This is a genomic window from Streptomyces sp. 8N706 (assembly GCF_052245415.1).
Taxonomy (GTDB): Bacteria; Actinomycetota; Actinomycetes; order Streptomycetales; family Streptomycetaceae; genus Streptomyces.
In genome coordinates this window covers 1-15,861 of sequence record NZ_JBQQBW010000136.1, presented here as the reverse complement: position 1 = coordinate 15,861, position 15,861 = coordinate 1, and the positions used below count along the sequence as shown (strand labels likewise).

Genomic DNA, 15,861 nt, shown 5'->3' with positions numbered 1-15,861 from the left:
CCCCGGTGTGCACCACACCCACGTGGCGGGGTGCGCCGAGCGTGTCCGACAAGTCTTTCCACCCGGACGCGGCTGTGGGCACTGCGGACGCGATGCCCACACCGGTCAGCAGGTCCGCCGCCGGTGCGGCGCGGCGGCCGCCGACGCTGTCCAGGAGCAACGCCATGCTCCACGCCCCGATCGGGACGTCGGTCAGCACCGGATGCAGCGGATGGCCCAGATGCGTACCGCTGAGCAGGTTACGCACCGGGCGTGGCCGGACGGCCCGGCCCACCAGCGCGGCCAGCGGCCTGGCGACGGTGTCCAGGCCTTCGGCGTGCTCAAGCCGCTTGACGAGCCGATGGAGGACGGTCATTTCTGGCTCTTCTCTCCTCAGGGCCCCGCACGGGCCCACGAAGCAGGGATGTATCACCGGCCGGGGGGCCGCAATCGGGCCGATCGGGTGCTCGGAGCCCGGCCGCCAGTAATCGCGCCATGTCGCGCGGTGTTCCCCGGCCGGCGCTCTTCGCCACTTCCGGCCGTCCGACGTCAGGATTGGTCGGAGGTCTCTTCGCCGACGGCTTCCAGAGTCAGGCCGGTGAGCACCGAGGCGGGCTGGGAACTCACCGGGTTGCGGCGGGCGTCGGCCTCGTCATCGGCCACCTTCACCAGGATCCACCGCTCCTTCTCTCCGTCCCGGCCGGTACGCGTGAGCGCGTAGCCGCCCCGCAGCTTCTCGCCCTCCAGCCAGAACTTCACATGCCCGCGCTCCACCGCCTCGGCCACGGGGACCTCCTTCCCACGGCGTTCCGTGAGGTTCCGGTACGTGCCGGTGTCCCAGACGATCACCTTCCCGGCCCCGTACTCACCGCGGGGGATGGCTCCCTCGAAGTCGAGGTATTCCAGAGGGTGGTCCTCGGTCCGCATGGCCAGCCGCTTCTCACGGGGATCGGTGGAGGGTCCCTTGGGCACCGCCCAGGATTTCAGCACCCCGTCCGCTTCCAGCCGGAAGTCGTAGTGCAGCGTCGTCGCCGCGTGCTTCTGCACCACGAAACGCTGCTTGTCCTCCCCGCGCTGGGGCTTCCCCATCGGCTCGGGGGTCCGGTCGGCGTTCCGCTTGGCGTGATAGCGCTGGAGCGAACTCTCGGTCTTGTCGGACATGGTCCCCCGGGTTCCCCCGGAGGAGGTCACAAAACGAGCGGCTGGCCGCCGGCGCTCATCGCGCCGGAAGGCGCGCCGGGTGACTCGGTGGAGCGACGGCTGCGCGAGCCGGCGAGCCCCGCCCGGCACAGCGCCCTGGGCATCGTCGGCGCGCGGTCGGGGCCGCACCCACGCGGGTGACCGGTGCCGGTGAACCGGTCCTCTTCCCGGCGCAGATCGCCCAGATGCCGCCATAAGCGAGGCATACCGCGCCATCTGGGGCATTCTGATGCGGTCTTCCTCGACGGAAGTCTCCGTCTCCCGGATGCGGCGTGCCCGTACGCCCGACACAGAATCGAAGAAGCCCTATGCGTTTTCTGACCGGTATCGCAGTCACCGCACTCGGCTGCGCCGCTGCCCTCTCGACCGGGGCCTCCCCCGCAGGCGCCTCCCCGGCGGCGGAGGCCTCCGGCTCCGTCGTCACGCCCGCCGCGCACGGCCCAAGTCCTGAGGACCCGAACGGTCGCGGCACCTTCTGGTACCGGGTCAAAGACCGTACGTTATGTTACGAGCTGACGGTTCAGGAGATCGCCACACCGACGGCCGCCGAGGTGCGGGCCGGCAAGGCCAGTGCGAACGGGCCCGTCGTGGTGCAGCTGAAGACCCCGAAGAAGGGCGAGGCGCACGGCTGCCTCACGGCCCAGCCCCAGCAGACCGCCTCCGACGCCGCCACCGTCCTGACGGTCGAGGAGCTCGCGGCCTTCCTCGAGGATCCGTCCGACTTCCACGTCAACATCAGCAACAGGCCTTACCCGGATGGCGCGATCCGCTGGCAGCTCTGACACCCGGCGCAGCGCCGACGGCCCCGGTCCGCCCCGGTCGGCAGGAGACACAGGGCCCCTTGCACGGGCCTCATGACCGCTTCCCGTCCAGGGAGGTGTCTCCTTGTCACGTCATCCGTGCGGGTGGCTCGCTCTACGCCGGTCCCGGCCTCCGGTTCCGGGCTTGTGACCGGATCCCCTCATAGGCCCTCAACGCATGGTCGGTCCGTCAGGGCCGGGAAGCTCGTTGCCGATTACACCCCGAAGAGCGTCCGGCACGGTTCCCATCCCTCCACCTGGACCATGGTGCCGCGGTGCGCCTCCCACCCGCTGCGGTCCAGGCGCAGCCGCTGCACGGTCCGGGCCCGCCCGCGTACGGACTCCACCCTCAAGCCGTCCGGGCGGTAACCGAGCTTGCGTGAGACTCCGAGGGATCGCGCGTTGTCGGTCATCGCGGCCGACGTCACGGAGCGGGCGGCGAGCCCTTGGAACGCCAGGTGCAGCACCGCCGCCCGCATCTCCGTCCCGATCCCCTGGTTCTGGTGCGCCGTGCCCAGCCAGGAGCCGGTTTGTGCTTCCCGCGTCACCGCGAAGTCGGCCGCGGACAGGTCCTGTCGCCCGACCACCCTGCCGTCGCGGAGGACCGCCAGGCTCAGGGTCCACCGCTCCGGGCACCAGTCGGCCACCGTGCTCAGAACGTGCTGGAACGTCGAGCGCCCCCGTTCCTCGGGTGCCGCGTCGGTCCACGGCACGGTGAAGGGCATGACGGCGTCGTCGTGCACACCGCGGGCAGCGACCGTGGCGAGCTCCGACAGCAGACCGAGGTCCGGGAGACACAGCTCGAGGCGCGGGGTGGTGATGCGAAGCCCGTAGAGGGGCCAGACTCGATGTCTCATGACCAGAGACTGCCGACCGCATCACCGGCCGTCGAACGATTTACGGCCGCCCCTGCCGAAACATGCCTAACAGCACGAGCCCCGGCCATGGGCGAGGGGCTCGTGCTGTGGGCTGCACCGCGGAGAGGGGCGTCATGGCCCTATGTCCTGCGCGGGAGGCCGACTGTGTCAGCGGTTGACGCAGACACCGCCGAACGCCGGGTTCAGGAAGCCCGCTCCGGCGTTGGCCGTGGTGCCGCAGGCGTTCGTCTGCACGGGGGTGACGGCCTGCGTGACGTTGCCGGAGCCGAAGCCCGGGGAGCCCACCGCGTAGCCCTTGACGACTTCCTCGGCCTTGTCCTTCTTCGTGACGTAGTACGTCACGTGGTCCTTCTTGGCCTTGTGCTTGGCCTTGTGCTTGGCCTTGTACGTGGAGTCGTGCTTGCCCTTGTGCTTGGACTCGTGCTTGGACTCATGCTTGCCCTTGTCCTTGGACTCATGCTTGCCCTTGTCCTTGGACTCGGGCTTGCCCTTGTCCTTGGACTCGGGCTTGCCCTTGTCCTTGGACTCGGGCTTGGCCTTGTCCTTGGACTCGGGCTTGGCCTTGTGACCATCGTGGGAGGCATGACGGCTCTTCTCGTCGTGTCCCTTGACCTTGCCGCCGTCGTGGGCGGTGGCCGCGCCGGCGCCCGCGGCCAGCATTCCGGCCGCGAGACCGACGACAGCGATGCTCTTGATCGCCTTCATGACTTGACTCCCTCAGTAAGCGTCTGAAGCCGCCGCCCTGTGCGGGCGGCTATCTACCCAACGCCAGTGCCCTCCTGGAGTAACTGGCGATCACTCGAATGGTCCTGGGCCTCCCTGCGCGTCGCGTGCCGACCGACAAGCGCGGTCGATCATGCCTTTCCAACGACGGCTTCATGCCCCCCATGAGACACACATACGGGCCCTCCGCCTCCTGCTCGGCGTCGGCCAGTGAGAAATTGTCGAACGCGAAGGCGGTGTGCTCCGAGTTGCCGCAGGCGTTGGCCTGAAGTCGCCGCCCTTGGCCCGGTGGTCGTGTGCGGGGGCGGTCGCCGCCGAGGCGCCGAGCGCAGCGGGACGGCGATCGCCGGCACGGACACCTTGATGGGCGGCTCGGCTCCCCTGTCCCCGCTCCCCGGGACGACGGCCCGGTACCCGTTCAGGACCGCGGCAGCAGCCCTTCCGTACGGCTCGCGACCAGCCGTCCGCGGGAGAAGCCGTCCACCCGCACCGTCCGTCCGTGACTCCCTGCACCATGACCTCGGCATGGCCGTCGGTGACGTCCACGGACGTGCGGGGCCGTTGGTCGACGTAGAGGTCCAAGCGGTCCACGTTCGACGTCTCCAGGGTGAGCCGCAGGCCTCCGTCCTGCCGGGCGGCGCCGGTGACGGTGAGGGCGTGCAGGGGCTGGTTCTTCAGCAACTCGCCCGCTCGAGCCAGCAGGTCCTCATTGTCCTGCAGAACGTCCTGACGGGTCATGCGGTGACGTTGGTCGGGAATGACGCCCAGATCTTCCACAGGAGTGCCCGAGCGGGCTCCGACGCGGAGGGTGCGGCGGATCGACACACGCATCCCCGCCTTCCTGGGCAGCGGAGTGTACGGCGATTCCGGCACGTCCTCCGCCAGTGCGTGGAGAAGCTCATGAGTCCATACGTTGGCGCCTCCGGCGCCGGTGTTGTCGTCGACACCGAGCACCGTGCCGATCTCATGGTCCTGGAAGCCCGCGGCGAAGATGTCGGTCGCCGAGTAGCAGCGCGCGTTGGTGATGAGCACGACGGGACCGTAGTACTGCTGCCCCACGGCGTTGGCCCCCTCCTCGGGGCTGATGGGGTAGGCGTTGGAGAGAGTCGCCCCGGTCTCCGTGGCCTGTTCCATCGAGGGGAGCCAGGGACTGAGGTCGATACGGGGGTCGTCCCGGTGAGCGCGACAGATGGCCAGATTGAGCGGCGTGTTCAGAAACTGCACGGGCTCCGGGGTGATCCGCCGGGGCGTCAGGGTCTGCAGCAGGAATTCGCTGGCATGGATGAGTCCGCCACCGTTGTCACGGACGTCCAGGATGAGACCGTCCCGGGGCAGCAGACCGATGAGTCGCACGAACTCCCGTACGAAAGGGGCAGGGTCGGGAACACTGAACGTGAAGATGCGGATGTGCCCGAAAGTGCCCGAGGGGGTCCGGACCTCGCGCGCCCGGAACAGCTGGGGCATCATGCTCGGCACCTCGCCGCCCGCGCCGACGCTCTCCTCGACCCCTCCGGACTCGGCACTCCGCTGCTGGTCCAGCACGTGCGGGGCGAAGAGCAACACCTTGGCTCGGCTGGTCTCGTCCGCATCGACGTCCACGCCCTGACCGACGGCGGAGGCGCTCACCGCGTCGGCGTCGACGAAGGGTGGCAGGTTCTCCACGACCCGCCACTTCTCGCGCAGTTCCCGAGCGTTGCCCTCCGGGTCGGCATAGCTGACGGTCACCCACTCCTCGAACGGCGGAAGGTGACTCCGCAGCGGTCGGAGCGTCAGCGACTGCAAACCCCGGCTGCGCCGGGCGGCCGTGTTGCTGCCGGCGAACCGGGCCGCATTGAGGTCCACGGCGTCCGCGATGCGGATTCCACTCCAGTGCGTCACCTCCGCACCCCGCTGGAAACCCGGTGCCGTATAGCCCTGAGCGATGCGAGTGACCACGTAGTGGGGGCCTTGTTCGTCGATGTATTCCTCGATCAGGAACGGCAGATAGGCGACCTTGCCCGCGAAGGGCTCGGGGAGCATGTAATTGGTGTGCAGGTCGCGGACCGAGTGGAAGATCTCCGACATCTCGGCATGGAAGATCCATTCCGGAGGCATGGTGTCACTGCTCTGCCGTTCGAGCCGACCGCGCATGACACGGAGACGCTGGACCGGATTGACGGCGTGCATCGCGATTTTCAGCGGAAGGTGGACATAGTTTTGTTCGAACAGCACAAGTGCCTGCTCGACGAGGAGCCGGCGTTCCTTCAGTGTCAGGGTGCCCGCGCTCGGCAAGAAGTTTCCCAATTCCACCGAAGCGGCCAGGTGCTCACGGACCGGCGGGGCCGCCTCCTTGATGAAGGCCGGGACGGTATCGGCGACTGCTCGTTCCACGATGACTCCTCATCTCCCGGACCGGACGGTCCAGGGGACAGTTTCGGTCCCGCTCCAGCCGGGTGACTCCCCGTGAGGGCTCGCCACGACCGTGTTCACTCGTCCGGGCGCCGGGGTCGTTCGAGATCACGAACGCGTACAGCGACGACTGAGCGGTGCGCGGCGGGTGGCGCCGGGCCACAACTCACCGTCGCCTTTTCCATCGGCCCTTACGGCCGCGGGCTCGCACACATCAGCCAAAACTACGGTCGGACGCAGGGGCGGGCGTGGCCGGATTCCGTAAGGCAGCCATTCCTCCCACGGTCGTTGTTGTTGTTCGATACACGCAAGGAAAACGCCGGGAGCCCCATCCCCGGCGGGTGCGCCGCTCGTTGTTCCGGCCGCGTACCTCGTCCGTCGTGAGGTCCGGGACAAAGCCGGGATGCCTGCTCGGCGGATTTCCCGGACGGCGGCCCCACAGAAATCACCCGACTGCCTGTGGACGCAGGGCGGGCGGAGCGCCGCCCGCTCGCCTCCCATAGGAATACCGGCCGACCGGAAATCCGCTGCGGGCCGTCGGCGGCCACCCCTCCCCGCCGTAACACCATGTACACCGCTGATCGCATGTGGTGGCATGAGCGCCGCCCCTCGGCATGTTGGACGTGCCGTGCAGACCACGACGATCAGGAGGACCTTCCATGCCCAGCATGGTGATTGCCGGCAGCGCGATGGCCGCCTTACTCGCCTCACCCATATCCGTCCAGGGCACTCCCCCCTCGGCCCCCGTCCCGCCCGACAAAATCGTCGTCGAACTCGCCACCGTCAACGGCTCGGGGTGTCCGGAAGGAACCGCCGCCGTGGCCGTCGCACCCGACAACACGGCATTCACGGTGACCTACAGCGACTACATGGCCAAGGTGGGCGCCGGTGCCGACCCCACCGCGTTCCGCAAGAACTGCCAACTCAATCTGCGCGTCCACGTTCCGCAGGGCTTCACCTACGCGATCGCGGCGGCCGACTACCGGGGCTTCGCGCACCTCGAGCGCGGAGCGACGGCCCTGCAGAAGGCGAACTACTACTTCCAGGGGTCGCCGCATACCACGGACGCGAGACATCCGTTCAACGGTCCATACAGTGACGACTGGCAGACCTCCGACGTCACCGACATCGCGGCCTACGTCTGGGCGCCCTGTGGCGAGAAGCGCAACTTCAACATCAACACCGAACTGCGCGTGGACGCCGGCTCCTCCAACCCCGCGACGACGAGCTTTATGGCGATGGACTCCACGGACGCCAGCGTCAACACCATCTACCGCCTGGCGTGGAAGGAGTGCCCGGAGGGCTGAACTCACGCGGTCGGCCTGCCGGAACGGCTGCCGTGAGGCGTTCCCGCAGTGATCCGGAAGACACCGGAGGTAGAGGACTCCTCCGGCAACACACCGGCGCTGATGCCCCTTTTCCGGTCGGCCGGGGGGGGACAGCAGGGACTTGTGATGTGGTGACGGCCGCCGCTCCCCACAGCGGCGACCGTCGACCGAGAAGGCACTGACAGCCGTTCGCCCTGAGTTCTGCCGGTGCCCGTGCTCCCACTGCCATGTGAGCACTCTCTACAGAGTGATCCGATCTCGGTGTTCTAACCGTTGAGTTCCAGCCCCGATGGACCGCGGCCCCTCATCGGGTTGCCGGGCGGAGGGCCATACCGTTCACGCGACCTTTGGGCTCCATCCCCACCAGGGCGTCGTCGCCGACAGCCTGGTAGCAGGAGTCGGTGCCGTCGGGGGTCTTGGCGCACTTGTGGATCTCCTCCCCGATGATCTCGCCGTTCTCGCGGATGGTGAGGACAGCGCTCTGCCCCGGTTCGCTCGGGTCGACCGTTCCAGCCGTCCACAAGTCACCACGGAACCGGGTCGCTACGGTGCCCTTCGTCGGCCTCTGGATGCGGTGGGGTGCATAGACCCGCAGTTCCACCGTGAGGTTGGCGGGCTTGTTGCAGGACACGTCCCAGTGGGCCTTGGTGGTCGCCGACCTCGTCGCACTGTCCACCGTCACGTCGAGATCGCTGCTGAGTACGGTGCAGTTCGGTGCGGGGGCCCGGTCCTCCGCCGGAGCGGTGTCCGCGTCAGTGGCGTCGGCAGGCGGCGTTACGGCAGCGGGGGCCGCATCCGTCCGGGCAGGGGTTGGCTTGGCCGGACCAGCAGGCGGCGTAGCGGCAGCCGGAGCCGCGTCCCCACGAGCAGGGACGGGCTTGGCGGCACCGGTCGAAGACGTGTCAGCCACAGAAACGGCATCCGCCCAGGCGGGGCCCGGCTCGGCGGCACCGGCCGAAGACGTGTCAGCCACAGAAACGGCGTCCACCCGGGCGGTGCCCGGCTTGGCGGCACCGGCCGAAGACGTGTCAGCCACAGAAACGGCGTCCACCCGGGCGGTGCCCGGCTTGGCGGCACCGGCCGAAGAAGTATCGGCGGGACCGGTGTCCGCCCGTACGGCGTCGGCCGGAGGCGTGTCGGCGGCGTCTGCCGGAGTACCGGCCGCCAGGCCACCGAGGAGAGCTACGGCGGCCAGAGCAGTCCGCGGAAGGTAGGGGCGCATCGACGATTCTCCCAGGAGTCCGATATGAACAATCAGGTCTGTTTTGACATAACCCGATTTTCTCCAGCCGCATGGTCGACACGCGCGAGCCGCGCTGACTCCCTCCCGGAATACACCCCATCACCCCACCCTCCGTCCCACGGCCGGATCACCCGGCGGGGCGGAGGAAGGTGACGGACGGTGGAAGGGGCACCTGTCACCGTTGACGGGGACCTCCTGTTTCGGGTGGCCCGGGTCCGGGGACGACGAAGCCCCGGCCGCCGCTGTACGGGCGGACCGGGGCCTTCTCACTTCGTCAGGACTCAGTGAGCCGCTTCGTACTTCTCCACGACATCCTTGGGGACCCGTCCGCGCATGCTGACCTCGATTCCCTGAGCCTTCGCCCACTCCCTGACCTTCACCGGGTCCGGCTTCGTACCGGCCGCCTGAGTCCGCTTGGCCTGGCCGCGCCGAGAGCCGGCAACCTTCCGGCCGGCGCTGACGAACGGGCCCATGGCCTCAAGAAGCTTGTCGTAGTTGTCGGCTCCGAGGTCGATCTCGTAGGTGATGCCGTCAATGCTGAAAACGTGCGTCGCAATGTCGTCGCCCTGTTCACCGCTGATGTCGTCGGTAATGAGGGTGATCACGCGCTGAGCCACTGTGTTGGTCCTTTCCTGGCAGGCCCATGGACGTTACCTGCCTCTGCCGAACTGCTCTGCAGGCAGAGTCCGGGCCGTGCCCGTACCCCTTGCATGAAGAAGGATGGTGCTCCGATTCCCGTGGAATCGCGAGCTCATGGACGATATTGTCATCCGTTGAACGAAGAAGCTACCGCCGTCGACGATCCTGATCACCCGAAACCGCCTATCTCACATGAGAAGTGGCGTCCGACACAAACGCAGGTCTGCCCTCCAACCTCGGCCTTGGCGGCAGTTGGGCCAGTCCTACCCTGCCCGATCGGACAGGAACACCTCTGCCGACCGACAAATCCCCGGAGTTGCGCATCTCTCACAGTGCGGGACCGCTGCCCGCCGGCCATACAGGTCGAGCAGCCTTCTGCGTGACACGGCCGGCCGGTGGCCTATCACGGAGGCAACCGCCGTCATCAGTTCCAGGCCCAGGGGCGGATCGTCCGGGTACAGTGTGCACACATCTTCCGCCGCGAATTCATGGGCCTCCGCCTCCGTCATGGTCGAAGCGCCCAGGTGCCGGCGCCGAGGCGGTGCGATCCAGGACCAGCCGATCAGATCGCCCTCTCCCAGGGTTTCCACCACGGGGGCACGCCGCCCGGGTACGTGCAGATCCAGCATCACGCCGCCCGTCGGAATGACCCAGAAACGGTCGGGGTGACTGCCCTCCTCGAACCTCCTCGAACAGGCGCACTCCTGCCGCAATGAGCGTGACGCCCGCCAGTTCCCTCAGCCGGCGCACGAGGGGCGTCGGACATGCTGCTCAGCACACCGGAGGGGACGCTCATCGGGAATCCTCACCGCCGATCGCAACCACGCGGAAGCCGGCCACCGCTCGGGTCCATCGTCCGGCATCGGGAGTGCGGCTGCATCGCCGTACATCCGCGCTCAGCAGGGGATGGACGACATCCTCAGGATGAGGAACCCGGTGTGCGTCCTCGGATGCGGAACGTAGCCGCGAGAGGGGGAAAATCACCCCCCAAAGGGTGAGTGGCTCTCGCCGCGCGACCTTCGTCCCGCGGCGCGAAAACCCGCGCCCTGCCCGTTATCACCTGGTGCGGGTGATGACGCGTGGACGGACGGACCACAACGCTGGAAGTCCGGCGTTTCCGCGTCCACGCCGGGCAGCGCGGCTCGCCGGAAGGGGCACCATGAACGAATACCCGCTCATCGCCGACCACGGTCTGATCGGGGATCTCCAGACGGCCGCGCTGGTGACGACCGGCGGGAGCATCGACTGGTTCTGCTGCCCCCGATTCGACTCACCGAGCATCTTCGGCGCATTGCTCGACCATGAGCGCGGCGGCTACTTCCAGGTGAGTCCCGCCCACGGCGCGTACGCCGTAAAGCAGTTGTACCACCCCAATACCGCCATCCTCATCACCCGGTTCATGACCGAAGAGGGGGCAGGGGAAGTGGTCGACTTCATGCCCGTCTCCCCCGGGCTCGCCGCCACACGGAATCACCGGCTCGTACGCATGCTGCGCTGCGTGCGGGGGCGGATGGAGTTCAACCTGGATCTCGCCCCGCGCTTCGACTACGGCCGGAGACCGCATGCGCTCCATATCGCCGAGTACGGTGCAGTATTCAGCGGCGAGGGGATGGAACTCACCGTGCACACCGTGCGCGAACGGGACGATGCACGGCCCGCCCGGTTGCGCCCGGTCGACGGCGACCACGGCGGCGACATTTTCGTCTCGCTGCCTCTCGAGGCCGGCCAGCAGCGGGGAGTGGTACTGCTCCCCGCGGCCTTCGTCCGGCGGAGACGGCTGCTGGCCCGGCTCGGCGAGGGTCGGGAGAGTGCATCCACCGCAAACTCTCCGCCTCGCGGCGCGGCGAAGCGGTCCGCCGGGCACGCGAACTGGGGCTGCTCTGACCGCTCCGCCAGTCCCGTCCGGCGGATCTTCGTGGATCCAGTGAGCGGCGTCCGGTGTGGGGGCACTCCCCAGCCTTCGGCCGGGGGTGCCCCCACCCGGCCGGAGGCTGGGGGAGCTTCGCGAGCCCACGAAGAGTCCGCCGGACGGGGCCTGGGAGAACCACCGCCGGGGTTAGGCCGTTGGTTGGAGATATCTCCCCCGGCGGGCCGAACGGGGTGCGGTGACCCATGGAGCCCGGCGCCGGTGATGTTTCCCTCACCCGGAACCTCCGGGACAGCTCCTTTTTCCACCGGTGAGGAGAGATCAGTGAACACCAGCATCCGTGGTGTGGCCCGGGAGGCCGGCTCCGTACGGCTCCTGAGCGGTCAGAAGGCGCTGGTGACCGGTGCCAACTCCGGCATCGGCAGAGCGACCGCGATCAGACTCGGGCGCGCGGGCGCCGACGTCGTGGTGAACTACGTCGCCGACCGTACGGCCGCCGAAGAGGTCGTCAAGGAGATCCAGGGCTTCGGCGTGCGGGCGTACGCGCACGAAGCCGATGTGTCCCAGGAGGACCAGGTCGTCCGCATGGTCTCCCGCATGGTCGACGAGCTCGGCACGATCGACGTCCTGGTGGCGAACGCCGGCCTCCAGCGTGACGCCCCGATCGCCTCGATGTCCCTCCAGGAATGGCACACGGTGCTGGAGGTCAATCTCACGGGGCAGTTCCTGTGCGCCCGGGAGGCGGTGAAGGAATTCCGCCGCCGCGGGGTCGTCCCCGATGTGTCCCGGGCTGCCGGAAAAATCATCTGCATGAGTTCGGTCCATCAGGTGATCCCGTGGGCCGGCCATGTGAACTACGCCTCGTCCAAGGGCGGCGTACAGATGATGATGGCGACGCTGGCTCAAGAACTGGCCCCCGAGCGCATCAGGGTGAACGCCGTCGCCCCGGGGGCCATCAGGACACCGATCAACCGCGGCGCATGGGAGACGGACGAGGCCGAGGCCGGTCTTCTGAAGCTGATCCCCTACGGCCGGATCGGTGAACCCGAGGACATCGCCGATGCCGTCCTGGTGATGGCGTCCGATCTGCTCGACTACGTCGTCGGGACCACGCTCTATGTGGACGGCGGGATGACCCTCTTCCCCGGATTCGCGACGGGTGGGTGACGCGGCGCCGACCGTCGGACCGCGTGCCCGGAGGGGAGCTCGTGATGACCGGGAGGATCTCACCGTGCACGACCATGGGAGGCCCCGGCGGGTCGTCAACGTCGGAGGGGGTCATCGTCGTGCTTCTGGTGGGCCCGGCGCCGGCGCTGCTCTACCGGCTCGACGCACGCGGGGAGCTGCAGCCCCTGGCCGAACTCGAGCAGCGGACCTGGCCCCGGCGGCCGATCTCCCGTATCACGAGCACCCGGATGTCCTTCGCGCCGGATGCCCGGTCACACGCCGAGCCGGGCGCAGGACCGCCGGCAGCTGCCCATCGCCGAGCAGCTCACGCACGGCCGCGCCCCCGGCAGTCGGCCGGGCCGCGTTCCGCCTGCTCCGGGACGACGGCCCGACGGGGGTCCTGCGGGCGCTCTCAGTCCACCGGCCAGGTGTGAACCGGCGCGTTGAGATGCATGTACTCGATGTACTGCTGGGTCATCCGGCGCAGCGCCTCGTGGTGGCCGACGCGGGAGGTCCTGTCGGTCGTATGGAACATCTCCGCCTGCCACAGAGCGCCGTTGCGCCCGCTGACGCAGCGCTGCTCGATGATGCCGAGCAGCGGCTCACGCCAGGCGGCGTCCAGGCCGAAGCGCTCGAGGCCCTGGTGGGCCAGCGGCAGCAGACGTCGCAGGACGAGCTCGGTCGCGGGCACCTCGCCCATTCCGGGCCAGTAGAGCCTGGCGTCGATGCCGTGACGCGCCGCGGCGTGCAGATTGTCCTCGGCCGCGGAGAACGACATCCGGGTCCACACGGGCCGGTCCTCCTCGGCCAGAGCCCGTACGAGTCCGTAATAGAACGCGCCGTTGGCGTTGATGTCCGCCACGGTCGGGCCGGCCGGCAGCACCCGGTTCTCCACGCGCAGATGGGGCTTGCCGTGGACGACCGCGTACACGGGCCGGTTCCAGCGGTAGATCGTCCCGTTGTGCAGGGTCAGTTCGGCCAGCTGCGGAATGTCACCACCGTCGAGCGTGTCGAGGGGATCCTCGGCGTCGCAGAGCGGCAACAGGGCGGGAAAGTAGCGGACGTTCTCCTCGAACAGATCGAAGACGGAGGTGATCCACCGCTCACCGAACCACACCCGCGGCCGTACGCCCTGGGCCTTGAGCTCCTCGGCCCGTGTGTCGGTGGCCTGCTCGAACAGCGGGATACGGGTCTCGCGCCACAGCTCCTTGCCGAAGAGGAAGGGCGCATTGGCGGCGAGCGCGACCTGCACACCCGCGATGAGCTGCGCGGCGTTCCAGTAGTTCGCGAAGTCCTCGGGGCTGACCTGGAGGTGGAACTGCGTGCTGGTGCACGCCGCCTCGGGGGTGATGCTGTCGGCGTAGGTACGCAGCCGCTCCTCGCCGTCGATGGCGATCCGCAGGTCCTCACCGCGCGCGGCGAACACCTGTTCATTGAGCAGTCGGTACCGGGGATCCTCCGACAGGGCCGACTCGCCGACGTCCTTCTGCTGAAGCGTCGGCAGGATTCCGATCATGATGAGGTGCACGCCGAGGGCGGCGGCTCGCTCCTCCGCGTGGTTGAGGGCGTCACGCACCTCCTGCTCCCAGGCGCCCGGACCACCCTCGGTCAGCCGGCGAGGCGGAATGTTGATCTCCAGATTGAACCGGCCCAGCTCGGTCGACCAGGCGGGATCGGCGATCGCCTCCAGGACCTCGGTGCTGCGCATCGCGGGCTCCGCCGCACCGTCCACCAGGTTCAGCTCGATCTCCAGGCCGACCTGGGGCCGCTCGAAGTCGAAGCGCTCCTCGCGCAGCATCTGCGCGAACGCGTCGAGACACTGCTGCATCTTCTGCCGGTACCGGCGGCGGTCGTCACGGGTGAACACGAGCGCCGGGACATCGCGTCCCATCTGGCCCTCCCGGGGTCTTTCCAGCAGTCGCCCCCGCCTCTCAGCGTCGCATGCCGCGCCCACCCCGGCCAGCGCCCGCCGCGCCGCACGGACGTACCGCCATCACCTGCGGTGGTGCTCGGGCACGGATGTCGCCGCACCCGGGCCGGAGTGTGCCGGAGGCCGCCCGCGGCTCAGTTTCCGCGGCGGGGCAGCCGGTGCAGTGCGACCTCCGTGAGCTCGCCGCCCGACGCCTCGGCGGTCATATACGTGCAGTACGGCTGGCGGCGGCGGTCGGTCGGCGATCCGGGGTTGAGAAGCCTGAGGCCGCCGGGCGCCGTCGTGTCCCACGGAATGTGGCTGTGCCCGAACACCAGCACGTCGAGGCCGGGAAACCGCTCGGCGCAGCGCCGCTCACGTCCCTGCGACGGCCCGGTCTCGTGCACGACTGCGAACCGCAGCCCGCCGAGCTCGGCGCGCGCCACCTCGGGCAGCCGGGCCCGCAGGCCGGCCCCGTCGTTGTTGCCGTACACCCCGATCAGCCGCTGCGCGCGGGCTTCCAGCAGGTCGAGCGTGGCGGTGTCCACCCAGTCCCCGGCATGGATCACCACATCGGCGTAGGAGACCTGGTCCAGGAGCTCTCCGGGCAGTTCCCGGGCTCGCTTGGGCAGGTGCGTGTCGGACATCAGCAGCAAGCGCACGGGGCGACCGTACCTCCGGCCTCCCGCCGGAGGCCGGTCAGACCGGGCCGATCCACGGCCGTCCCGGCCTGACCGGACCAGTCCGCGCGCCGTGTTCCGCCGTAGCGGAGTTTCGCCGGGCTGCCTGGGTGGTCAGATGCCGCGAACGCGCGCCGCCTGCGGGCCCTTGGGGCCCTGGGTGATGTCGAACTCGACGCGCTGGCCTTCCTCAAGGCTGCGGAAACCCACACCTTCGATCTCGGAGAAGTGGACGAACACGTCCGCACCGCTTTCGCGTTCGATGAAGCCGAAGCCCTTCTCACCGCTGAACCACTTCACTCTGCCCTGTGCCACTTCCGGTCTCCCTGAACGCGAGTTGTGCCTCTTCGCGGCGATAGGTAACCGGTCCGTCGCACACAGAAACTCGAACACCCGGGCGCCCGCCCGATGGGCTTACGCGTCCGGCACCGCACGCGCCACGACGTCGTACCCCCGTCCCCCTGCCGTGCACGGAAAGCGCATGGGCCGATTCGGTGACCTCCGGCCACGCCCTCCGGGGCCACGGTGCGGGACGGCGCGAGGATCGTCCGAATGAACCCCCCATCCGGCCACCCGCCGCCCCATCTCGATCCTCGCGGTGCGAACAAGGGGCAGGGCCAGGAAACGGAACGTGCCGCAGGCGAGTGGCGCCGGCTGCGCGCCGCGGCGCGGAAGGTGGTGGCCGGGCACGCCGAGGACGCCGAGGACCTGGCATTCCTCCTGGAGGCTCTGGATCTCCACCCGGACACCGACAGCCTGGCGCGGGGAGCCGGGCCCGCGGAGGACGTCGACGGCGATCCGTGACCGGGATACGGCTGCGTCGTCCCCTCCGCCCCCTACACCCCGAGAGCCTTGCCCAGATGAAGGGTGTCCGGGTCGTCGGCGTAGTACCCGAAGGGCGGCACGCCCGAGTAGCCGGCCGACTCGTACAGGGCCACGGCCTCCGGTTGCTTGATCCCGGTCTCCAGGACGAGCCGCCGACGGCCCGCGGCGAGGGCAGCCTTCTCGAGCTCGGCGAGCAGCGTCCGGGCACATCCCCTGCGCCGTGCGGGCGGCGCCA

Annotated in this window: 14 protein-coding genes and 2 pseudogenes; 5 read left to right on the top strand and 11 right to left on the bottom strand. The window is 68.9% G+C overall.

Going from position 1 to position 15,861, the window contains the following annotated elements; genetic code table 11:
* A pseudogene (locus tag ACTWQE_RS30485) lies at positions 1 to 355 on the bottom strand (iron-sulfur protein); the annotation flags it as partial.
* A gap of 173 nt (positions 356 to 528) precedes the next feature.
* Positions 529 to 1,140 (bottom strand): DNA polymerase ligase N-terminal domain-containing protein, encoded by a 612-nt coding sequence (locus tag ACTWQE_RS30480; RefSeq protein ID WP_443332318.1) that lies wholly within the window; start codon positions 1,138 to 1,140, stop codon positions 529 to 531.
* Positions 1,141 to 1,487: 347 nt separating this feature from the next.
* Here ACTWQE_RS30480 and ACTWQE_RS30475 point away from each other — a divergent pair, with 347 nt between their 5' ends.
* The gene (locus ACTWQE_RS30475; RefSeq protein WP_443332317.1) at positions 1,488 to 1,961 is read left to right on the top strand and encodes a CHRD domain-containing protein; all 474 of its coding nucleotides are present in this window, start codon (positions 1,488 to 1,490) and stop codon (positions 1,959 to 1,961) included.
* Between the two features lie 233 nt (positions 1,962 to 2,194).
* On the opposite strand, the gene ACTWQE_RS30470 is transcribed toward ACTWQE_RS30475, so the two are convergent.
* The 3 genes from ACTWQE_RS30470 to ACTWQE_RS30460 all read right to left on the bottom strand — a co-directional run bounded on the left by ACTWQE_RS30470 (position 2,195) and on the right by ACTWQE_RS30460 (position 5,950).
* Positions 2,195 to 2,836, bottom strand: a complete 642-nt coding sequence (locus tag ACTWQE_RS30470; protein ID WP_443332316.1) for a GNAT family N-acetyltransferase — start codon at positions 2,834 to 2,836, stop codon at positions 2,195 to 2,197.
* A 168-nt stretch (positions 2,837 to 3,004) separates the two neighbouring features.
* Positions 3,005 to 3,562 carry a chaplin gene (locus tag ACTWQE_RS30465; RefSeq protein ID WP_443332315.1) on the bottom strand — a complete coding sequence of 186 codons (558 nt, stop codon included), beginning with the start codon at positions 3,560 to 3,562 and terminating at the stop codon, positions 3,005 to 3,007.
* A gap of 171 nt (positions 3,563 to 3,733) precedes the next feature.
* A complete protein-coding gene (locus ACTWQE_RS30460) occupies positions 3,734 to 5,950 on the bottom strand; it encodes a S41 family peptidase (RefSeq protein WP_443332314.1) in 2,217 nt (738 codons plus the stop codon).
* A gap of 677 nt (positions 5,951 to 6,627) precedes the next feature.
* Here ACTWQE_RS30460 and ACTWQE_RS30455 point away from each other — a divergent pair.
* Positions 6,628 to 7,275 (top strand): DUF4360 domain-containing protein, encoded by a 648-nt coding sequence (locus ACTWQE_RS30455; protein WP_443332313.1) that lies wholly within the window; start codon positions 6,628 to 6,630, stop codon positions 7,273 to 7,275.
* A 325-nt stretch (positions 7,276 to 7,600) separates the two neighbouring features.
* On the opposite strand, the gene ACTWQE_RS30450 is transcribed toward ACTWQE_RS30455, so the two are convergent.
* Both ACTWQE_RS30450 and ACTWQE_RS30445 read right to left on the bottom strand, forming a co-directional pair.
* A complete protein-coding gene (locus tag ACTWQE_RS30450) occupies positions 7,601 to 7,978 on the bottom strand; it encodes a hypothetical protein (RefSeq protein ID WP_443332312.1) in 378 nt (125 codons plus the stop codon).
* A gap of 842 nt (positions 7,979 to 8,820) precedes the next feature.
* Positions 8,821 to 9,156: a histone-like nucleoid-structuring protein Lsr2 gene (locus ACTWQE_RS30445; protein WP_443332311.1), complete on the bottom strand. Its 336-nt coding sequence runs from the start codon at positions 9,154 to 9,156 to the stop codon at positions 8,821 to 8,823.
* 1,094 nt (positions 9,157 to 10,250) lie between these two features.
* Here ACTWQE_RS30445 and ACTWQE_RS30440 point away from each other — a divergent pair.
* Positions 10,251 to 10,763, top strand: a pseudogene (locus tag ACTWQE_RS30440) (trehalase-like domain-containing protein); the annotation flags it as partial.
* 618 nt (positions 10,764 to 11,381) lie between these two features.
* Positions 11,382 to 12,212, top strand: coding sequence for an SDR family oxidoreductase (locus ACTWQE_RS30435; RefSeq protein ID WP_443332319.1), 831 nt, complete (start codon positions 11,382 to 11,384; stop codon positions 12,210 to 12,212).
* A 412-nt stretch (positions 12,213 to 12,624) separates the two neighbouring features.
* On the opposite strand, the gene ACTWQE_RS30430 is transcribed toward ACTWQE_RS30435, so the two are convergent.
* The 3 genes from ACTWQE_RS30430 to ACTWQE_RS30420 all read right to left on the bottom strand — a co-directional run bounded on the left by ACTWQE_RS30430 (position 12,625) and on the right by ACTWQE_RS30420 (position 15,116).
* Positions 12,625 to 14,103: a glutamate--cysteine ligase gene (locus tag ACTWQE_RS30430; RefSeq protein WP_443332310.1), complete on the bottom strand. Its 1,479-nt coding sequence runs from the start codon at positions 14,101 to 14,103 to the stop codon at positions 12,625 to 12,627.
* A 173-nt stretch (positions 14,104 to 14,276) separates the two neighbouring features.
* Positions 14,277 to 14,783, bottom strand: coding sequence for a metallophosphoesterase family protein (locus ACTWQE_RS30425; RefSeq protein ID WP_443332309.1), 507 nt, complete (start codon positions 14,781 to 14,783; stop codon positions 14,277 to 14,279).
* Between the two features lie 132 nt (positions 14,784 to 14,915).
* A complete protein-coding gene (locus ACTWQE_RS30420) occupies positions 14,916 to 15,116 on the bottom strand; it encodes a cold-shock protein (RefSeq protein WP_443332308.1) in 201 nt (66 codons plus the stop codon).
* 237 nt (positions 15,117 to 15,353) lie between these two features.
* Between ACTWQE_RS30420 and ACTWQE_RS30415 the strand changes: the two genes are divergently transcribed.
* Positions 15,354 to 15,605 (top strand): hypothetical protein, encoded by a 252-nt coding sequence (locus ACTWQE_RS30415; protein ID WP_443332307.1) that lies wholly within the window; start codon positions 15,354 to 15,356, stop codon positions 15,603 to 15,605.
* Positions 15,606 to 15,637: 32 nt separating this feature from the next.
* Here the strand turns inward: ACTWQE_RS30415 and ACTWQE_RS30410 are convergent.
* Positions 15,638 to 15,861: GNAT family N-acetyltransferase (locus tag ACTWQE_RS30410; RefSeq protein ID WP_443332306.1), on the bottom strand; the 224-nt coding region annotated here is incomplete at its 5' end.

Coding starts and splice junctions, on each gene's coding strand:
- ACTWQE_RS30480 (WP_443332318.1), bottom strand. CDS start 1,140: ATGTCCGACAAGACCGAGAGTTCGCTCCAGCGCTATCACGCCAAGCGG.
- ACTWQE_RS30475 (WP_443332317.1), top strand. CDS start 1,488: ATGCGTTTTCTGACCGGTATCGCAGTCACCGCACTCGGCTGCGCCGCT.
- ACTWQE_RS30470 (WP_443332316.1), bottom strand. CDS start 2,836: ATGAGACATCGAGTCTGGCCCCTCTACGGGCTTCGCATCACCACCCCG.
- ACTWQE_RS30465 (WP_443332315.1), bottom strand. CDS start 3,562: ATGAAGGCGATCAAGAGCATCGCTGTCGTCGGTCTCGCGGCCGGAATG.
- ACTWQE_RS30455 (WP_443332313.1), top strand. CDS start 6,628: ATGCCCAGCATGGTGATTGCCGGCAGCGCGATGGCCGCCTTACTCGCC.
- ACTWQE_RS30430 (WP_443332310.1), bottom strand. CDS start 14,103: ATGGGACGCGATGTCCCGGCGCTCGTGTTCACCCGTGACGACCGCCGC.
- ACTWQE_RS30415 (WP_443332307.1), top strand. CDS start 15,354: ATGAACCCCCCATCCGGCCACCCGCCGCCCCATCTCGATCCTCGCGGT.